Raw genomic sequence first — 17,162 nt, forward strand, 5'->3', positions numbered from 1 at the left:
GGATGCAGTTTCGGTCCTCGCCGAAGAACGGCAGCGCTCCTACGGCCGGCCGGCGGCCAGCCGCCGCAGGCACTGGGTCTCGTCCTGGCGGCTGGCCTCGGTGTCGGGGTGGGCCGGGCCCAGCACGCGGGTGCGGGCGTCGGCGACCGCGCGGTAGTGCGGCAGCGCCTCGTCCCAGCGGCCCAGCCAGCCGAGGGCTACGGCGATCTCGCGGCGGCTGACCAGGGTGTCGGGGTGCTCGGCGCCGAGGGCGGCGGTGCGGGCGGTGTGCACGCCGTCGGCCTCGGCGAGTGCCTCGTCCCAGCGGCCGAGGCGGCCGAGGCTGACGCCGACGCAGTACCGGGAGCGCAGCGTCGCGGGGTCGTTCGGGCCGAGGAGGCGGGCCTGGTCGGCGGCGAGCGTGCGGTAGTGGCCAAGGGCCTCGGCCCACCGCTCGTCGCGGCCGAGCGCGACGCCGGCCTCGTGCCGCCGTTCGAGGTCGGCGGTGAGATCCGCGCCGAGGCCGGGGGCCGGTGGGTCGAGGGCCGGTTGGTCGGGGGCGGCGGGCGCCGGCGGGTCCGGGACGGTGGGCGCCGCGGGGGCCACCTGGCGGCCGGTGGTCCAGACGGCGTTCAGCGCAGTGACGGGCGACACGGGGCTCGGCCGGACGCCGCGACCGATCGCCGCGAAGCCGGAGGAGACGCCGTCGGCCCAGGCGGGGAGGGGAGCGTCCGAGGCGGGCCGCGGGGCTTCCGGCGCGGCGGGCGGTGATGCGGGCTGCCCGGGTGCGGCAGGCGGTGATGCGGGCTGTCCCGGCGCGGCGGACGGCGGTACGGGCTGTCCCGGCGCGGCGGGCGGCGATGCGGGCTGCCCCGGCGCGGCAGGCGGTGACACGGGCTGCCCGGGCGCGGCGGACGGCGGTACGGGCTGCCCCGGCCCGGCGGCCAGTGGCACGGGCTGCCCCGGCCCGGCGGACGGCCGCACCGGCTGCCCCGGCGCCGCCGACGGCGGTACGTGCTGCTCCGGCGCCACCGGCTGCGGGCCGGCCGCCTCGACGCGCTCCGCCACCGCCTCCGGCTGCCCCGCCATCCCCGCCAGCCGTGCCGCGGCCTCCCGCTCGCGCCCCGCCAGCAGCCGCCGCCGGAACTCCAGCGCGTCCACCGGCCGGTCGTCCGGCTCCTTCGCCAGCAGCCCGAGCACCGCCAGCTCCAGATACTCCGGCACGTCCGGGCGCCGCGGCCGCAGTGGCTCCGGCTCCGTATAGCGGTGGCCCACCAGTACCGACCAGGCGTCCTCTAGGTCGAACGGCGGGACACCGGTGACGAGTTCGTACAGCACGCAGCCCAGCGAGTACAGATCGCTCCGCTGGTCGACCCCGGTGCCCGCGATCTGCTCGGGCGACATGTAGTGCGGCGTGCCCATCGCCACGCCACCCGTGCCCCCGGCCACCTTCGACGTAAAACCGATGTCATGCGCAAGCCGCGCGATGCCGAAATCGCAGATCTTCACGGTGCCGTCGGGCGCCCGCAGGATGTTCTCCGGCTTCAGGTCGCGGTGGACTATGCCCTGGTCGTGGGTGTACGCCAGCGCGGCCGCGGTCTGCTCGGCGATGTCGACGATGTCGTCGACCGCCATCGGGACCCCGCCGCCCGCCGCGAGGACCTGGCTCAGGTTCCCGCCGAGCATCAGCTCCATCACCAGGAAGAGGACGCCGCCGTCCTCCCCGAAGTCGTGCACGACGGTGACCCCGCGGTGCTGCAGCGACGCCGCGACCCTGGCCTCCCGCCGGAACCGCTCGCGGACCACCTGCGTGAACGTCTGCTCATCGCCGCGCGGCCCCGAGGACGGCTTGAGGCACTTGACCGCGACCCGCCGCCCGAGCGACTCGTCCAGCGCCAGCCAGACCTCGCCCATGCCGCCGCGCCCGATCATCTCCAGCAGCCGGTAGCGCCCCTGGACCAGCAGGGTGCCCGTCTCCTGTGCCGCCTCAGTCGTATCCGCCGCGTCCGCCATCCGCCTTCTCTGCCCCGCCCCGTCGACTTCGAACTCCCGCCCTAACGCTCTCCGCCCAGTATGGCGGCGCGCCCGCGGAGCTTATAGGGGGAGGGCCGCGAGCCTGGTCCGAGGCGGTCCATCGCGCGCAGGATGTGCTTCGGCGGCAGTTGCCAGCGCACCCGCGGCGGGATGGTGCGCAGGATGTTCGCCGTGGCGGTCAGGCGGCGGGTGACCGTGGCCGCGGGCGGGGCCTGGCGGCCGTAGAGCTCGTGGGCGTACGGGGGGAGCGAGCCGTACGCGAGCCCGGAGACCCGCGACCAGAGCAGCTCGCGCGCGGGCACCAGCGGCAGCGGCGTCGGCGGGCGGCGCAGGAAGTCGTCCACCTCCGCCGAATCGGGCGTCGCGGCCAGCTCGGGGCGGACCTTCTCGAAGTACGCCGCCAGCGCCGCACAGTCGGCGGGTACGTCCTCGGGGTCGAGCCCCACCTGCCGCGCCGCGGCCCGCTGCTCGTCCACGTACCGGTCCGCCTGCGCGTCGGAGACCGGCAGCCCGGAGCGGCGGGCGATGTGCAGATACGAGTCGATCTCCGCGCAGTGCACCCACAGCAGCAGCTCCGGGTCGTCGATCCGGAAGACCTCGCCGGTGGCCGGGTCGGTGGCGGTCAGCCTCCGGTGGATGCCGCGGATCCGCGCGCCCATCCGGTCGGCGGCCTCGGTGGTGCCGTACGTCAGCGTGCCGACGAAGTTCGCCGTCCGCATCAGCCGGCCCCACGCGTCCCGCCGGAAGTCGGAGTTGGCCATCACCCCGCGCACCGCCCGGGGGTGCAGCGCCTGCAGGTACAGCGCCCGCACCCCCGCGATCCACATCACCGGATCGCAGTGCAGCTGCCAGGTCACCGAGCGCGGGCCGAAGAGTCCGGGGTCACGGTCCATGCCTACAGTGAAGCACTCACCCGATGTCCACCACCCGCGCCCAGTCCGGCGGCTTGTCCGGGCGGTACTCGGGGTCGCGCTCGATCTCCCGCCGGGACCCGGTGCGCGCGAACAGCCCGACGACCGTGCGGAACGGCGGACTCGCGGCAGGCCACGGCGTCTGCCCGTCGGTCAGGGCCACGACGACGTCCGGCCGCGGCCGGGCGCGCGCCGCTCTGCCGAGGCCCGTACGCAGATCCGTGCCCCCGCCGCCGACGAGCGGGACGCCCGAGGCCCGGCAGAGCGGCTCGGCGACGCGGGCGGCGGCGTCGCAGGACATGACGGTGACCATGTCGCGACGCCCGCCCACGGCGCGGGAGATGGCGGTCACCTCCAGGAGCGCCATGCCGAGTTCGGCGTCGCTGACCGAGCCGGACGTGTCGATGATCACGCACACCCGCGGCGGGCGGCGGCGCAGGCTCGGCAGGACGGCACCGGGCACGCTCGCGGAGCGGCGGGAGGGGCGGCCGTAGCTGTAGTCCTCCCCCGTCCCTGCCGCGGCTGCGGCCGAGCGTACGGCCGCGCCGAGGAGTTGCCGCCACGGCTGAGGCGGGTGGAAGGCCTCCTCGGCCCAGCGCTGCCAGCCCCGCGGCGCGCTCCCGGGGCGCGCCTTGATGCCCTGCGCCACGCGGAAGCGGACCGCGTCGCGCTCCTGCGGGGTGAGGCCGTGCGCGCCGTCCGGGCCGAGGTCCCAATCGCGCTCGCCGCCGTCGGCGCCGCTGCCGCAGTCCAGCCACGCGAACTCCTCGGTGCGCGGGCCCAAGCGGAACTGGCGCAGGTAGTCCTCCATCAGCTCACCGTCGGGCAGGGCGAGGCGCTGCGGTACGACGGCGCTGTCGGGGCGCGGCAGTTCGTCGTCGTACGCGTCGTCGTTGATCTCACAGTCGGCGGCGATGTTCATCCGCAGCCGCTCGGCGGGTCCGCTGAGCCCGTGCTTCTGCGCGTACCGGTCGCTGCGGCCGTGGTGGTCGCGCAGCAGGTGGGAGACCTCGTGCACCCATACTCCGGCGAGGTCCTGGACGGACATGCGGTTTACGAAGGCGGGCGAGACGTAGCAGCGCCAGTGGCGGTCGACGCCCATGGTGGGGATCTGCCGGGACGGCACGACGTGCAGGGCGAACAGGGCCGTGGCGAGGTAGGGCCGGGCGCGGGCGGCGTGCAGGCGGGCGGTGTAGAGCTTGTCGAGGTCCAGCGCCGCCGGCGCCGTGGCGCTCATCGGCACCGTGGCGCTCATCGGCGGGCCCCGGCGGCGACGCGGTCCGCGCGCTGGGAGAGCGAGACGACCCCCGCCAGCCGCTCGATCTCCGGCGGTACGTCCCAGTCCTCCCGGCGCAGCGAGGCGAGGGTGGTCGCGGGGACGACGACCAGGTCGGGGGCGCCGGTGTCGAGCGCGCGGACGAGCAGCGCCCAGGCCGCGTCCCAGCGGGCGCGCTCCGGGCGCTGCCGGACCGCGTCCACGACGGCGTCGAGCACGGCCTGGCGCAGGTCGCCGCGTTCGGGCAGCTCGGCCCGCTCCGGGTCGGCGAGCAGCGTCTCCGGGTCCGGCAAGTCCATCCGGTCCATGGCGGCCAGCAACTCCAGCCCGGGCCCGTCCCCCACCGCACCCCTGACCAGCAGCGACAGCACCTCGCGCGACGACCCCGCGGCGGTGGCAAAGGCGATCAGCCGCAGCGTCATCTCCCAGCTCCGCGGCGACGGCCAGGCCTCGCCCCTGCGCGTCTCGCTGCTCGGCAGCCGGTGTACGAGGCCGGGGCGGGCGGCAAGCAGCTCGCACACCGCCCGGCGCGCGAACGCCACGGCTGTGGGGAGCCGTTCCGGGTCGAGGGCGGGCAGGGTGGCGCGCGGCCAGGTGCCGCCGAGGCCGCGGAGGACCACGTCGTGGTCGTGAGTCCACTTGAGGTGGACGAAGCGATTGGCGAGCGGCGGACTCAGCTCCCAGCCGTCGGCGGCGGAGGAGCGGGGGTTGGCGGCGGCCACGATGCGTACACCGGGCGGCAGTTGAAGGGCGCCGATGCGCCGCTCCAGGACGAGCCGGAGCAGGGCGGCCTGGACGGCGGGCGGGGCGGTGGACAGCTCATCGAGGAAGAGCAACCCCTTGCCCGCGGCCGCCAGTCGCACGGCCCAGTCCGGCGGCGCCATGGGGACGCCGTGCGCGGCCGGGTCGTCACCGACGACGGGGAGCCCGGAGAAGTCGGACGGCTCGTGCACGCTGGCGATGACGGTGGTCAGCGGCAGGTCGAGCGTCTCGGCGAGCTGCGTGAGCGCGGCGGTCTTGCCGATGCCGGGCTCGCCCCAGAGGAGCACGGGGAGGTCGGCGGCCACGGTGAGGGTGAGAGCTTCGAGTTGGAGGTCGGGGCGGGGTTCGGTGGCGGTGGTGCGGAGGAGGTTGAGGAGGTCGGCTGCGATGTCGAGCTGGGTGGGTGTGGGCAAGTGTGATCACCTCTGGTTTCGTTCGTACGGGAATGGGCTGGGCGGGCAGTGGGTCGGCCCTGGTTCAGCGGGCGAGTGCCTGCCGCGGGCGGGTTCGGTGGTGACCGGAACGGCGGTCGGTGCGCAGCGGGCCGCGGGCGGCGGAGTGCAGGCCGGCGCGGAACAGGCCGTAGGCGATGCGCCGTTCCGCCGCCGCCCGCAGCTCGTCCTGCAACGCGCCGGGGCGCAGCCGCGCCTCGGGGCCGAGCAGGCCTTCCACTACGGCGAGCGCGCCGGCGGCATCACCGTGGACGAGACGTTCCCGTACGCCGGTCATGCACTCCGGCCGGCGATGCGCCTCGTCGATGATCCGCAGGCAGGGCAGCGGCGTGCCGCCGAGCGCGGCCAGGAGCTCCTCCCGCCGCAGTTCGGCCGGTTCGTGGTCCAGTGGTGAGAGCACGCCGTCGACCAGGCCGATGCGGTGCCGGGCGCCGCGACAGTCGAGCACCCGCGGCCCGCCGTCCGTGGACGCCCGAGGCGGCCCGGGCTGACGGCCGGGGACAAGGGCGGCGGCCACCAGCGGGTGCAGCCGGTCCGCCTCGATAAGGCCGGCCCGGAGCAACTCCACATCGGGCGGCACCCGCACGGCCGCCTCGGGCAGCACGGGGTGCGCGGCGGCACGGGATCCGGCGGTACGGATCGGGTCGGCTCGAGCCGCGTCGACACGAGCCCCGCCAGCACGGGACGCGGCGACAAGTGACGTGATCCGCCAACCGGTCGGCCCGGGACTTACATGCAGCTCCAGCCTCCGCCGTGCCGCCAGCCGCACCAGGACCGCGCCACCCTCATCCCGCCCCTCCGCGCCCAGCAGGATGCCCGCTTCCGCGGCCCACCGGTCGACGGCCAAGCCAGGTCCGGGCGGCACGATGCCCGCCTCCACGGCCCAGTGCTCAACGGCCGAGCCGGTCCCGGGCGGCGTGATGTCCGGCAGCCGATCCCGCAGTTGCGCAGCCGCACTACCCGTCCCCGCCCGGCTCCCCAACTCAGCAGCCCGCTCCGCATCCCACAGGTGCCGATGCAGATCAAGCCGAAAGCGCCGCTCCGGCCGCGGATGCGGATGCGCGTACGGGGCCGCATCAGGCCGCCCCGGATCCCAGAGCCCGAGGCAGATCCGCTGCCCGCCATCGGCCCACGCCGGCGGGGTCCGGGCGACGAGGTGCACAACGGCCGCACCGCCCCCGCCCTCAGCGCCGTACCGCGCAAGCGTCACCGTGAGCCCCGGCCGCAGCAGCCCATCGGGCGCAATCCGCGGCAGATGCCAGCGCAACAGGTCAGGAGCGAGCCGCCGCAGATCGGCCCGGATACGGGCAGCCACGTCCCGGCCGTACAGCCGGCCCGCGGAGCGGAGCTGGAGATCGACGTCGAATCCGGCGGCGGCGCAGGCCCCGCCCCAGTCGCCCAGCAGGCGCCGGGCAGTCGCGGTTTCGATCATCGCAGGCGGCACGGCGTACTGCCGTACACGCTGCCAGAATGCGAGGCGGGCCTCCTCGGCCGCGCTGTGAGTGCTCATCAGCACTCACCTTGCGCGGACGGGGCCCCCAATCTGTTCTGGAGGGAAGTCGTCATCCATCTGATCGTAACCCGTCACCGCCGAACGCGCGGCATCCCCAGCCCGATCCAGGAGATGATCTCCCGCTGGATCTCGTTGTTGCCGCCGCCGAAGGTGAAGATGACCGCCGACCGATAGGCGCGTTCCAGCTCGCCGTGCAGGATCAGCCCGGCCGAGCCCTCCTTCAGCGGCGCGGCGGCGCCGGTGATCTCCATCATCCAGGCGTACGCGTCGCGGCGGGCTTCAGAGCTGTAGACCTTGACCGCGGAGGCGTCCTGCGGGGTGAGGGTGCCGCGCTGCAGCGCGTCGACCATCTGCCAGTTCATCACCTTCATCGCCTCGAGCCTGGTGTGCGTACGGGCGATGAGCGCCCGCACCCAGCCCAGGTCGGCGACCCGGCGGCCGTCGGGGAGCTTGGTGGCGGCGGCCCATTCGCGTACGTCCGCCAGCGCCCGGGTCGCCATCGTGCCGTGGGCGGCGAGGGTGACGCGCTCGTGGTTGAGCTGGTTGGTGATCAGCCGCCAGCCCTTGTTCTCCTCGCCGACGCGGCGGGAGGCGGGGACGCGGATGTTCTCGTAGTAGCTGGCCGTGGTGTCGTGGCCGGCCAGGGTGTTGATCACCGTGCAGGAGTAGCCGGGGTCCGTGGTCGGCACGAGGAGCATCGAGATGCCCTTGTGCGGGGGCGCGTCGGGGTCCGTACGGACGGCCAGCCACACCCAGTCCGCGGTGTCGCCGTTGGTGGTCCAGATCTTCTGCCCGTTGACGACGTAGTCGTCCCCGTCCCGTACCGCCCGCGTCTTCAGCGACGCCAGGTCCGTCCCCGCGTCCGGCTCGCTGTAGCCGATGGCGAAGTCGATCTCGCCGCGGAGGATCTTCGGCAGGAAGTAGTCCTTCTGCTCATCCGTGCCGAACTGCATGATCGTCGGCCCGACCGTGTTGAGCGCCATCAGCGGCAGCGGCACGCCGGCCTGCGCGGCCTCGTCGAAGAAGATGAACTGCTCCATGGGCGTGAGCCCGCGCCCGCCGTACTCCTTCGGCCAGCCGACGCCGAGCCAGCCGTCGGAGCCGAGGCGTTGGATCGTCTGGCGGTAGAAACGCTTCTGCGCCTTGGGATCGGTGTGCCGGGCGTACGCGCCTTCGGGCACGATTTCCGCGAAGTAGCTGCGCAGTTCGGTGCGGAGTTGCTGCTGTTCAGGCGTGTATTCGAGGTCCACGGGCCCCTCCAGGCGGGTCGCGATTCGGGGGCAGAGTAGAACGTGTTTCACAAATGTGGAAGGGGTCGCATGACGGCGCGTCAGATCATCGGCGTCAGGTGCCCGGTCACACGCCCAGCGGCCGGTCCGCCGGCACCACCGGCGCATGCAGCGCCGTCTCCCCCGTCAGATACCGGTCCACCGCCGCCGCACACGACCGCCCCTCCGCAATCGCCCACACCACCAGCGACTGCCCGCGCCCCGCGTCACCCGCCACGAACACCCCGTCCGCACCCGCCTCGTAGTCCTCCCCACGCTCGAAGTTTCCGCGCTCATCCGTCTCCAGACCCAGCTGATCGGCCAGCGGCCCCATCTCCGGCCCGTCGAAGCCCAACGCCAGCAGCACCAGGTCGGCCGGCAGCTCCGTGTCCGTCCCCGGCAGCGGCGTCCGCCCCACCGGCTCGACCTGCGCCGCGTGCAGCGCCCGCACCCGCCGCCCGTCCCCGGCGAAGCGCAGCGTCGACGTCGCGAACACCCGCCCGTGCTCGCCGCCGCCGACCCCCTCCCCCGCCTCCTCGTGCGCGGGCGACACCCGGTGCACCTTCGGGTGTACGGGCCAGGGCTCATCCGGCGTACGGGCCTCGCCGGGGCGCGGGTTGATGTCCAGCTGCACCACGGAGCGCGCGCCCTGGCGCAGCACCGTACCGAGGCAGTCGGCGCCGGTGTCGCCGCCGCCGACGATGACCACGTCGCGATCGCGGGCGTCGATCGGCGAGACGCCGTCGGCGCCGAAGTCGCCCTCCCGGACCCGGTTGGCGAGCGGCAGGAACTCCATCGCCTGGTGGATCCCGGCCAGCTCCCGGCCCGGCACGTCGAGTTCCCGCCAGGCGGTGGCGCCGGTCGCGACGACCAGCGCGTCGAACCGCCGCCGCAGCGCCGTCGCGTCCAGGTCCCGCCCGACATCCCGGCCCGTACGGAACTTGGTGCCCTCGGCGGTCATCTGCGCCACCCGCCGGTTGATGTGCCGCTTCTCCATCTTGAACTCGGGGATCCCGTACCGGAGCAGCCCGCCGAGCCGGTCGTCACGCTCGTACACGACCACCGTGTGCCCGGCCCTGGTGAGCTGCTGCGCCGTGGCGAGGCCCGCGGGTCCGGAGCCGATCACCGCGACGGTACGGCCGGTCAGCCGGTCCGGCGGCCGGGGCGGGGCGTGCCCCTCGGACCAGGCCTTGTCGGCGATGGTGACCTCGACGTTCTTGATGGTGACGGGGTCGGAGTTGATCGCCAGCACGCACGCCGACTCGCAGGGTGCCGGGCAGACGCGGCCGGTGAATTCGGGGAAGTTGTTCGTGGCGTGCAGCCGCTCGCTCGCCGCCGCCCAGTCGCCGCGGTAGGCGTAGTCGTTCCACTCCGGGATCAGATTGCCGAGCGGGCAGCCGCTGTGGCAGAAGGGGATCCCGCAGTCCATGCAGCGGCCGGCCTGCTCGCCGATGACCGGCAGCAGCGCGCCGGGGCGGTACACCTCGTGCCAGTCCCGTACGCGCTCTTCGACCGGCCGTCGCTCCCAGAGCAGGACCGGGGTGGTGAGAAAACCCTTCGGGTCAGCCATGGGCTGCCCCCATCAGTCGCGCACCGTTCTTTTTCACGATACGACCGGGCTGCCGGGACCGCCTCCCGTGGCTGATACTGACCGTATTGCCAGACCGTCGTCGCCAGTGCCCGGAGGCCGCCGTGAAGATGCTCATCAACGTGCCGGAAACCGTCGTCGCGGATGCGCTGCGCGGGATCGCCGCAGCCCACCCCGATCTGACCGTGGACGTGGAGAACCGGGTGGTGGTGCGCCGCGATGCGCCCGTGACCGACAAGGTCGGGCTGATCTCCGGCGGCGGCTCGGGGCACGAGCCGCTGCACGCCGGCTTCGTCGGCCCCGGCATGCTCGACGCCGCCTGTCCCGGCGAGGTCTTCACCTCGCCCGTGCCCGATCAGATGGCGCGAGCCGCTGCCGCGGTGGACGCGGGCAAGGGCGTGCTGTTCATCGTGAAGAACTACACCGGCGACGTGCTGAACTTTGACATGGCGATGGAGCTCGCCGAGGACGAGGGCATCCAGGTCGCGAAGGTGCTGGTCAATGACGATGTGGCGGTGACCGACAGCCTGTACACCGCGGGCCGCCGCGGCACCGGCGCGACGCTCTTCGTGGAGAAGATCGCGGGCGCGGCGGCGCAGGAGGGCCAGCCGCTGGAGCGCGTCGAGGCGATCGCCCGCCAGGTGAACGAGGCCTCCCGCAGCTTCGGCGTCGCGCTGAGCGCCTGCTCCACGCCCGCGAAGGGCAGCCCCACCTTCGACCTGCCCGCCGGCGAGCTGGAGCTCGGCATCGGCATCCACGGCGAACCGGGCCGCGAGCGGCGCGCGATGATGACCTCCCGCGAGATCGCGGACTTCGCGGTGGACGCGGTCCTGGAGGACCTGAAGCCCACCAGCCCGGTCATCGCCCTCGTCAACGGCATGGGCGCCACCCCGCTGCTGGAGCTGTACGGCTTCAACGCCGAGGTGCAGCGCGTCCTCGCCGAGCGCAACATCCCGGTCGCCCGCACCCTGGTCGGTAACTACGTCACCTCCCTGGACATGGCAGGCTGCTCGGTGACGCTGTGCCAGGCCGACGAGGAGCTGCTCCGCCTGTGGGACGCCCCGGTCGGCACCCCGGCGCTCCGCTGGGGCATCTGAGACGTACGAGAGAGGAACACCACGTGCGCGACGCCGAATTCATCCGCCGGTGGATGCTGGCCATGGCCGAGGTGGTGGACAGCGAGGCGAAGCGGCTCACCGAGCTGGACTCCGCGATCGGCGACGCCGACCACGGCACCAACCTGCAGCGCGGCTTCACCGCCGTGGCCGAGGACCTGCGCGCCGAGCTGCCGGCCACGCCTGGAGCCGTGCTCGTACGGGCAGGCCGCCAGCTGATCTCCAAGGTCGGCGGCGCCTCTGGGCCGCTGTACGGCTCGCTGCTGCGCGCCACCGGCAAGGCGCTCGGCGACGCCGCCGAGGTCGACGACGCGCAGCTGCGCGAGGCGCTGCAGGCGGGCGTGGACGCGGTCGCCAAGCTCGGCGGCGCACAGCCCGGCGACAAGACGATGCTGGACGCCCTCATCCCCGCCGTCACCGCCCTCGCCGACGGCTATCCGGCCGCCCGCGCCGCCGCCGAGAAGGGCGCGGCGGACACCACCCCGCTCCAGGCCCGCAAGGGCCGCGCCAGCTACCTGGGCGAGCGCAGCATCGGCCACGAGGACCCCGGCGCGGCCTCCTCCGCCCTGCTGATCACGGCGCTCGCGGGGGTGGCGGATGCCTGAGGTCAAGCACGTGGGCGTCGTCCTGGTCTCGCACAGCGCCGCGGTCGCCGAGTCGGTCGCGGCCCTGTGCAAGGCCCTCGCGGGCGGCGGCGCGGAGGCGGTCCCGGTCCGGCCCGCGGGCGGCACGCCGGACGGCGGCTTCGGCACGGACGCGGACCTCATCGCGGCGGCCGCGCGGGACGCCGACCAGGGCGCCGGGGTCGTACTCCTGGCGGACCTGGGCAGCGCCGTGCTGACGGTGAAGGCGCTGGTCGAGGACGAGGAGCTGCCGGAGCAGGCGCGGCTGGTGGACGCCCCGTTCGTGGAGGGCGCGGTGGCCGCGGTGGTCACCTCGTCCACGGGCGCGGACCTGGCGGCGGTCGAGGGGGCGGCGTCGGAGGCGTACGACTACCGCAAGGTCTGAGAGGAGCGGGCGGCGCTAGATGCCGCGGGACGCCAGATAGGTGTCGAACGCCGCCGACTTCTCGGTGTCCTCGAAGGTCTCGTACTCGTATACCTTGCCCCACCGCACATGGGCGACGATCGTGCCCTCATTCACGTACACGGTCTCGCCGTGCTCATCGGTCGCGTAGTCGGTGAAGCGCATGCACACCTTGGTGTGCCACGGCGGCCCGGAGACGAGGATGTCGTCGAAGACGATCTGGATGCCCGCGGAGCGGAACCGCAGCAGCCACTCCTCGACGGCGTCCTTGCCGTGGAACTCCCCGCTCCAGGAGCTCTCGCCCGGGAAGCGCATCACCACGTCCTCGTGATACGCCCGCAGCGTCGGCTCGATGTCGCCCTCGCGCAGCCGCCGGGCGCTGTGCTGCAGCATCGCCCGCACCCCGGCGGCGTACAGCGGCTGCAGCGCCAGGCCGCCCAGCGCGGCGACGGCTATCGCGGATCGGCTCGTACGGGACATGTGCCGCCCTCCCTCGCAATTGCAGTACGCCTGCGGAAAAGACGCTACTCGCTCCGCAGCCGCACCGCCCATCACACCCCCGACCGCGGACTTCGTAGCATCTGCGCCATGAACCCGCCGACCGCCATACCCACCCGCCTCACCCGCTGGGAGCAGCGCACCCAGCGCCTGCTGCTCGCACTCGCCGTCGTGTTCGCGGTGGCGTACGCGGTCCCGATCGTCGACCCGCACGCCGACGCGGCGCTCCGCGCGGCCTGCCGGACGCTGGAGTGGGTGGTGTGGGCGGCCTTCGCCGCCGACTACGCGATCCGCGTCGCGCTGGCCGAGCAGCGGGCGGCCTTCATCCGCGGTCACCTCCTGGACCTGATCGTGGTGCTGCTCCCCCTCATTCAGCCGCTGCGGCTGCTGCGCCTGGTGGCGGCGCTGATCCTCACGGGCCGCCGGGTGCGCGCGACCGCGCAGGTCCAGGTGACGACCTATGTCGGCGGGGCGGTGCTGGCGCTCCTGGTGTTCGGCTCCCTGGCGGTCCTGGAGGTGGAGCGGAACGCGGAGGGCGCCACCATCAAAACCCTGGGCGACGCCCTGTGGTGGTCCTTCACCACCATGACCACGGTGGGCTACGGCGACCTGGCCCCCACCACGGGCCTCGGCCGCCTGCTCGCCGTCTCCCTCATGATCTCCGGCATCGCCCTCCTCGGTCTGGTCACCGCCAACATCGCGGCGTGGTTCATCTCCAGATTCGAGGAGGACAACACGGCAGAACGGGAGCAGACCGCGATGCTCAAGCAACTCACCAGCGAAATAACGGCCCTGCGCGCGGAGGTCGCTCAGCTGCGCGCGCAGGACTCACCTCGTAGCGGCGGTTAGCGCCTCCAGGGCGCTGGCCTGGGTGCGCCAGTCCTGCTGGTTGGGCGAGGTGCCGGACCAGCGTTGGCCGAGGTCGTTGAGGGGGTCGCGAGCGGTGGTCCAGAGGGAGTCGGCTTGCCGGTCGGCATAAGTGCGGTACGTGGCCGAGTCCGTGGTCGCCGCCAGGTCGGCCAGATAGCGCATGAAGACGCCCTTGAATTGCTTCTGGTTGTCGTCGCAGGTGCGGGTGCCTGTGTCACAGGACTCTGTCAGCACGCCGTCGCGGGTGAGTTGCGGGCGGGTCAGGGCGGCGTCCGCGAGGCGCTTTGCGGCGTCGAGCATGCGGGTGTCGCCCGTGCCGCGCCAGAGTTCGAGGAAGCCGCCTATGGCCAGGCCCTGGTTGTACGACCACACCGTCTGGCCGTTGTTGCGGCAGTCGGCGTTCAGGCCGTCGTTGACCAGGCCGGAGTCATTGATCATGCCGCTGGACAGCAACCACTCCCCCGCCGCCGCAGCTGCCCTCGTCCCAGTAGCCGTGGACGTACTCGGCGATCGTCACCGCCTCGTCGAGATAGCGGCGCTCCCCGGTGTGGTCGTACGCCGCCAGCCACGCCAGGCCCCACCACGCGGTGTCGTCGATGGCGCGGCTGATGAAGTGGCCCTCGATGGCGTCCGTGCTGCGCTCGCCGGGCGCGAAGGTGCCGCGGTTGGCCTCGTAGGTGCGGGCGATGGCCCAGTCGTAGTCGTGGGTGCCGGTGCGGCGGGCGAACTCGGTCAGTGCGGTCAGCGTCGCCGCGCTGTTCCACCAGCTGCGCGGCCACCAGGCGTCGCGCGGGTCGTACGACCACATCAGCGCGTCCGCCGCGGCCCGCGCGCGGGTCGGCGCCGGGCGCGCCCATGCGGTGCAGCTGCCCTCCTGGTGGCTCGCCTCCTTGCCGCAGGCGCGCACCGCGCCGCCGTAGAGCAGCCCGTTGGGGTCGCGAGTGGCGTGCATCGCCGTACGGGCCGCGGCGGCGCCGGCGGCCACCGGCGTACGGCCCAGGGACGAGCCTTCCGGCCAGGAGGCGCCCTTGTCCCAGGAGCGGTCGAGCCAGACCTCGTCGCCCTGGCCGCCGTCCTCGATCGAGGCCCAGGCCATTCCGTCGGGGTGCGAGACGTGCAGGCGGATCGTACGGCCGAAGAGGGTGGTGGCGGGGACGGGCTGGTCGTCGCCGGCGGCGTCCGCCGGGTCGGCGCCGTCGCACTTCTCGTCGAAGTCGCAGACCCCGGGGCGGAACCATGCCGTGCAGCCCACCCCGGCCGCGTCGCCGCAGGCGCGGAGCCAGCCGCGGCGGTGGGCGCTCGGGTCGGTGATGTTGTACATGAGGGTGCGGGTGCCGGTCCACGAGGCCGGGATGGTCGCCTTGCCCAGCACCTCCTCCCAGGACTTGCCCGCGTCCCAGGTGCGGTCGAGCCAGACGGCGTCGCCGGTGGTGCCGTTGTCGATCGAGGCCCAGGCCATGCCGTCGGGCCGGGAGACGTGCAGCTTGATGACGCGGCCGTTGACCACCTTCTCCGGCACCGGGAAGGTGTCCTGCTGCGCCTGCGACGGGTCGCGGGTGTCGCAGTGCAGGGCGCAGACCGGTTCGGCGGCCGCGGCCGGTCCGGCGGTCAGCGGGACGAGGCCGGTCGCCAGCAATAAGGCGGCGAGCAGGAGACGCAGGGCGGAGGCTGACGCTGACGCTGAGGCGATCATCGCGGATCCCTTCGGGCCTTGCTGCCTTCCAACTTCCAACGATGCAAAGCATCTTGACGCCTACATGACACGTTGGCAACGTTGTCAGCATGAGGTGCTTCCGGATTCTCCTTGCCGCCGCCGCACTCGCGGCCTGCCAACTGGCCGTCCCCGCCGCGACCTCGCAGGCCGCGCCCCACGTGGCCGCACAGAAGGAGCGCGCCGAGGCCGCGGCCACCGCCCAGATGTCGTTCTACGACAAAGACACCGGCCTGTTCACCACCACCGGCTGGTGGAACTCCGCCAACGCCCTCAACGCCGTGATCGACACCATCCGCACCTCCGGCGCGGACGAACACCGCCACGCCATCGCCACCACGTACGAGAAGCAACTGGGCGCCCACGATGGCCAGTTCCGCAACGACTACATAGACGACACCGGCTGGTGGGGCCTCGCCTGGATCGCCGCGTACGACCTGACCGGCGACCGCCGCTACCTGGACACGGCCCGCGCGGACGCCGAGCACATGGCGGCCTACTGGGACGACACCTGCGGCGGCGGGGTCTGGTGGAGCACCGAGAAGACGTACAAGAACGCCATCCCCAACTCGCTCTACATCCAGCTCAATGCGGCGCTGCACAACCGCATCGACGGCGACAGCACCTATCTCCAGCGGGCAAAGGACGGCTGGTCCTGGTTCCAGGAGACCGGCATGATCAATGACCAGCACCTGGTCAACGACGGCATCGACCTCTCCACCTGCCGCAACAACAATGGCGCGGTCTGGTCGTACAACCAGGGCATGCTCCTCGGCGCCCTCACCGAACTGCACCGCGCCACCGGCGACGACACCCAGCTCACCGCCGCCCGCGAGATCGCCGACGCGGCCACCATCGCACCGGGACTGCACACGGGCGACGGCATCCTCCGCGACCCCTGCGAGGACGGTGACTGCGGCGCCGACGGCCCGTCCTTCAAGGGCGCCCACGTCCGCGGCCTCGGCAAGCTCAATGAGGCGCTGCCGGACCACCCGTACACGGACTACCTGCGGCGGCAGGCCGATCGCGCGTACGCCGACGACCGCGATGCCGAGGACCGGTACGGCCTGCGCTGGTACGGCCCGCTGGACAAGACGGACGCGGCCCGGCAGCAGAGCGCGCTCGACCTGATGAACGCGGCGAAGTGATCAGAGTGTGAATCCGCTCGGGAACGGGTCGGCGGGATCCAGCAGATACTGCCCCATCCCGGTGACCCAAGCGCTCCCGGTCACCGTCGGCACCTGCGCCGGCACCCCGCCGACCGTCGTCTCCTCGACCAGCCGCCCGGTGAAGCGCGTGCCGAGCAGCGACTCGTGCACAAAGTCCGCGCCCAGCCCCAGCTCGCCGCGCGCATGCAGCTGCGCCAGCCGCGCGGAGGTCCCGGTGCCGCACGGCGAGCGGTCGAACCAGCCGGGGTGGATGACCATCGCATTGCGCGCGTCGCTGCCGTCCACGCCCGGGGCGGTGAGCTGGACGTGCTTGCAGCCGGAGATGCCGGGGTCGGCGGGGTGTACGGGCCGTCTCTGGTCGTTGATGGCTGCCATGATGGCGAGGCCCTCGCCGATCATCCGCTCCTTCGCCGCCTTGTCCGTACGGTCGAAGGGGAGGCCGAGATCGGCGATCGGCAGGATGGCGTAGAAGTTGCCGCCATAGGCCATGTCGTACGTAACCGCGCCGATCCCCGGCACCTCGACCTTGGCGTCCAGCTCCAGCGCGAAGGACGGCACATTGCGGATCGTCACCGCCTTCGCCCGCCCGTCCTCGACCGCGACCTCGGCGGTCACCAGCCCCGCCGGGGTGTCGAGCCGGACCTCCGTCACCGGCTCGCGCACCGCCACCATGCCGGTCTCCACCAGCACCGTGGCGACCCCGATGGTGCCGTGCCCGCACATCGGCAGCAGCCCGGAGACCTCGATGAACAGCACCCCGTAATCCGCGTCGTCCCGTATCGGCGGCTGCAGGATCGCGCCGCTCATCGCGGGGTGGCCGCGCGGCTCGTTGACCAGAAACTCCCGGATATGGTCCAGGTTCTCGGCGAAGTACGTACGCCGCTCGGCCATCGTCGCCCCGGGGACGGTCCCGATGCCGCCCGTGATGACGCGGGTCGGCATGCCCTCGGTGTGCGAGTCGACCGCGGAGAAGTAGCGGGAGGAGCGCAT

13 protein-coding genes and 2 pseudogenes are annotated in these 17,162 nt (G+C 73.2%); 5 read left to right on the forward strand and 10 right to left on the reverse strand.

What is annotated here, in order from left to right:
• Positions 1-39 precede the first annotated feature (39 nt).
• From ACNNMR_RS04150 to ACNNMR_RS04180, 7 genes are all read right to left on the reverse strand, one after another.
• The gene (locus ACNNMR_RS04150; RefSeq protein ID WP_419993127.1) at positions 40-1,992 is read right to left on the reverse strand and encodes a protein kinase domain-containing protein; all 1,953 of its coding nucleotides are present in this window, start codon (positions 1,990-1,992) and stop codon (positions 40-42) included.
• 41 nt (positions 1,993-2,033) lie between these two features.
• Positions 2,034-2,906 (reverse strand): oxygenase MpaB family protein, encoded by an 873-nt coding sequence (locus ACNNMR_RS04155; protein WP_419993128.1) that lies wholly within the window; start codon positions 2,904-2,906, stop codon positions 2,034-2,036.
• Between the two features lie 16 nt (positions 2,907-2,922).
• Complete coding sequence (locus ACNNMR_RS04160) at positions 2,923-4,161, reverse strand: DUF2201 family putative metallopeptidase (protein ID WP_420000256.1); 1,239 nt, start codon at positions 4,159-4,161, stop codon at positions 2,923-2,925.
• A gap of 14 nt (positions 4,162-4,175) precedes the next feature.
• Positions 4,176-5,375 (reverse strand): AAA family ATPase, encoded by a 1,200-nt coding sequence (locus ACNNMR_RS04165; protein ID WP_419993129.1) that lies wholly within the window; start codon positions 5,373-5,375, stop codon positions 4,176-4,178.
• Positions 5,376-5,439: 64 nt separating this feature from the next.
• Positions 5,440-6,924 carry a hypothetical protein gene (locus tag ACNNMR_RS04170; RefSeq protein WP_419993130.1) on the reverse strand — a complete coding sequence of 495 codons (1,485 nt, stop codon included), beginning with the start codon at positions 6,922-6,924 and terminating at the stop codon, positions 5,440-5,442.
• Positions 6,925-6,998: 74 nt separating this feature from the next.
• Positions 6,999-8,177, reverse strand: a complete 1,179-nt coding sequence (locus ACNNMR_RS04175) for an acyl-CoA dehydrogenase family protein (protein WP_419993131.1) — start codon at positions 8,175-8,177, stop codon at positions 6,999-7,001.
• Between the two features lie 106 nt (positions 8,178-8,283).
• Positions 8,284-9,765, reverse strand: coding sequence for a glutamate synthase subunit beta (locus tag ACNNMR_RS04180; RefSeq protein WP_419993132.1), 1,482 nt, complete (start codon positions 9,763-9,765; stop codon positions 8,284-8,286).
• 122 nt (positions 9,766-9,887) lie between these two features.
• Here ACNNMR_RS04180 and dhaK point away from each other — a divergent pair, with 122 nt between their 5' ends.
• From dhaK to dhaM, 3 genes are read left to right on the forward strand one after another with little or no spacing between them, the layout of a single operon-like run.
• A complete protein-coding gene (gene dhaK, locus ACNNMR_RS04185) occupies positions 9,888-10,880 on the forward strand; it encodes a dihydroxyacetone kinase subunit DhaK (RefSeq protein ID WP_419993133.1) in 993 nt (330 codons plus the stop codon).
• Positions 10,881-10,903: 23 nt separating this feature from the next.
• The gene (dhaL, locus tag ACNNMR_RS04190; RefSeq protein WP_419993134.1) at positions 10,904-11,503 is read left to right on the forward strand and encodes a dihydroxyacetone kinase subunit DhaL; all 600 of its coding nucleotides are present in this window, start codon (positions 10,904-10,906) and stop codon (positions 11,501-11,503) included.
• Entirely contained in the window at positions 11,496-11,906 is a 411-nt protein-coding gene (dhaM, locus tag ACNNMR_RS04195) for a dihydroxyacetone kinase phosphoryl donor subunit DhaM (RefSeq protein WP_419993135.1), read from the forward strand. The genes dhaL and dhaM overlap by 8 nt, the downstream gene beginning before the upstream one ends.
• A 15-nt stretch (positions 11,907-11,921) precedes the next feature.
• On the opposite strand, the gene ACNNMR_RS04200 is transcribed toward dhaM, so the two are convergent.
• The gene (locus tag ACNNMR_RS04200; protein WP_419993136.1) at positions 11,922-12,404 is read right to left on the reverse strand and encodes a nuclear transport factor 2 family protein; all 483 of its coding nucleotides are present in this window, start codon (positions 12,402-12,404) and stop codon (positions 11,922-11,924) included.
• A 108-nt stretch (positions 12,405-12,512) separates the two neighbouring features.
• Here ACNNMR_RS04200 and ACNNMR_RS04205 point away from each other — a divergent pair, with 108 nt between their 5' ends.
• Complete coding sequence (locus ACNNMR_RS04205; RefSeq protein ID WP_419993137.1) at positions 12,513-13,271, forward strand: potassium channel family protein; 759 nt, start codon at positions 12,513-12,515, stop codon at positions 13,269-13,271.
• Here ACNNMR_RS04205 and ACNNMR_RS04210 read toward each other — a convergent pair.
• Positions 13,251-14,985 (reverse strand): annotated as a pseudogene (locus tag ACNNMR_RS04210) (glycoside hydrolase family 76 protein). The gene ACNNMR_RS04205 and the pseudogene ACNNMR_RS04210 overlap by 21 nt on opposite strands.
• 194 nt (positions 14,986-15,179) lie before the next feature.
• Between ACNNMR_RS04210 and ACNNMR_RS04215 the strand changes: the two are divergent.
• A pseudogene (locus ACNNMR_RS04215) lies at positions 15,180-16,151 on the forward strand (glycoside hydrolase family 76 protein); the annotation flags it as partial.
• Here ACNNMR_RS04215 and ACNNMR_RS04220 read toward each other — a convergent pair.
• Positions 16,152-17,162, reverse strand: a complete 1,011-nt coding sequence (locus ACNNMR_RS04220) for a proline racemase family protein (RefSeq protein WP_419993138.1) — start codon at positions 17,160-17,162, stop codon at positions 16,152-16,154.

It is taken from the genome of Streptomyces boninensis, from assembly GCF_048572725.1.
Lineage (GTDB): Bacteria > Actinomycetota > Actinomycetes > Streptomycetales > Streptomycetaceae > Streptomyces > Streptomyces boninensis.

Bases quoted from the DNA above. Each gene is read 5' to 3' on its own strand.
- ACNNMR_RS04180 (WP_419993132.1), bottom strand. From the start codon at position 9,765: ATGGCTGACCCGAAGGGTTTTCTCACCACCCCGGTCCTGCTCTGGGAG.
- ACNNMR_RS04220 (WP_419993138.1), bottom strand. From the start codon at position 17,162: ATGCGCTCCTCCCGCTACTTCTCCGCGGTCGACTCGCACACCGAGGGC.
- ACNNMR_RS04170 (WP_419993130.1), bottom strand. From the start codon at position 6,924: ATGAGCACTCACAGCGCGGCCGAGGAGGCCCGCCTCGCATTCTGGCAG.
- ACNNMR_RS04200 (WP_419993136.1), bottom strand. From the start codon at position 12,404: ATGTCCCGTACGAGCCGATCCGCGATAGCCGTCGCCGCGCTGGGCGGC.
- ACNNMR_RS04155 (WP_419993128.1), bottom strand. From the start codon at position 2,906: ATGGACCGTGACCCCGGACTCTTCGGCCCGCGCTCGGTGACCTGGCAG.
- ACNNMR_RS04205 (WP_419993137.1), top strand. From the start codon at position 12,513: ATGAACCCGCCGACCGCCATACCCACCCGCCTCACCCGCTGGGAGCAG.
- ACNNMR_RS04160 (WP_420000256.1), bottom strand. From the start codon at position 4,161: ATGAGCGCCACGGCGCCGGCGGCGCTGGACCTCGACAAGCTCTACACC.
- ACNNMR_RS04150 (WP_419993127.1), bottom strand. From the start codon at position 1,992: ATGGCGGACGCGGCGGATACGACTGAGGCGGCACAGGAGACGGGCACC.
- dhaM (WP_419993135.1), top strand. From the start codon at position 11,496: ATGCCTGAGGTCAAGCACGTGGGCGTCGTCCTGGTCTCGCACAGCGCC.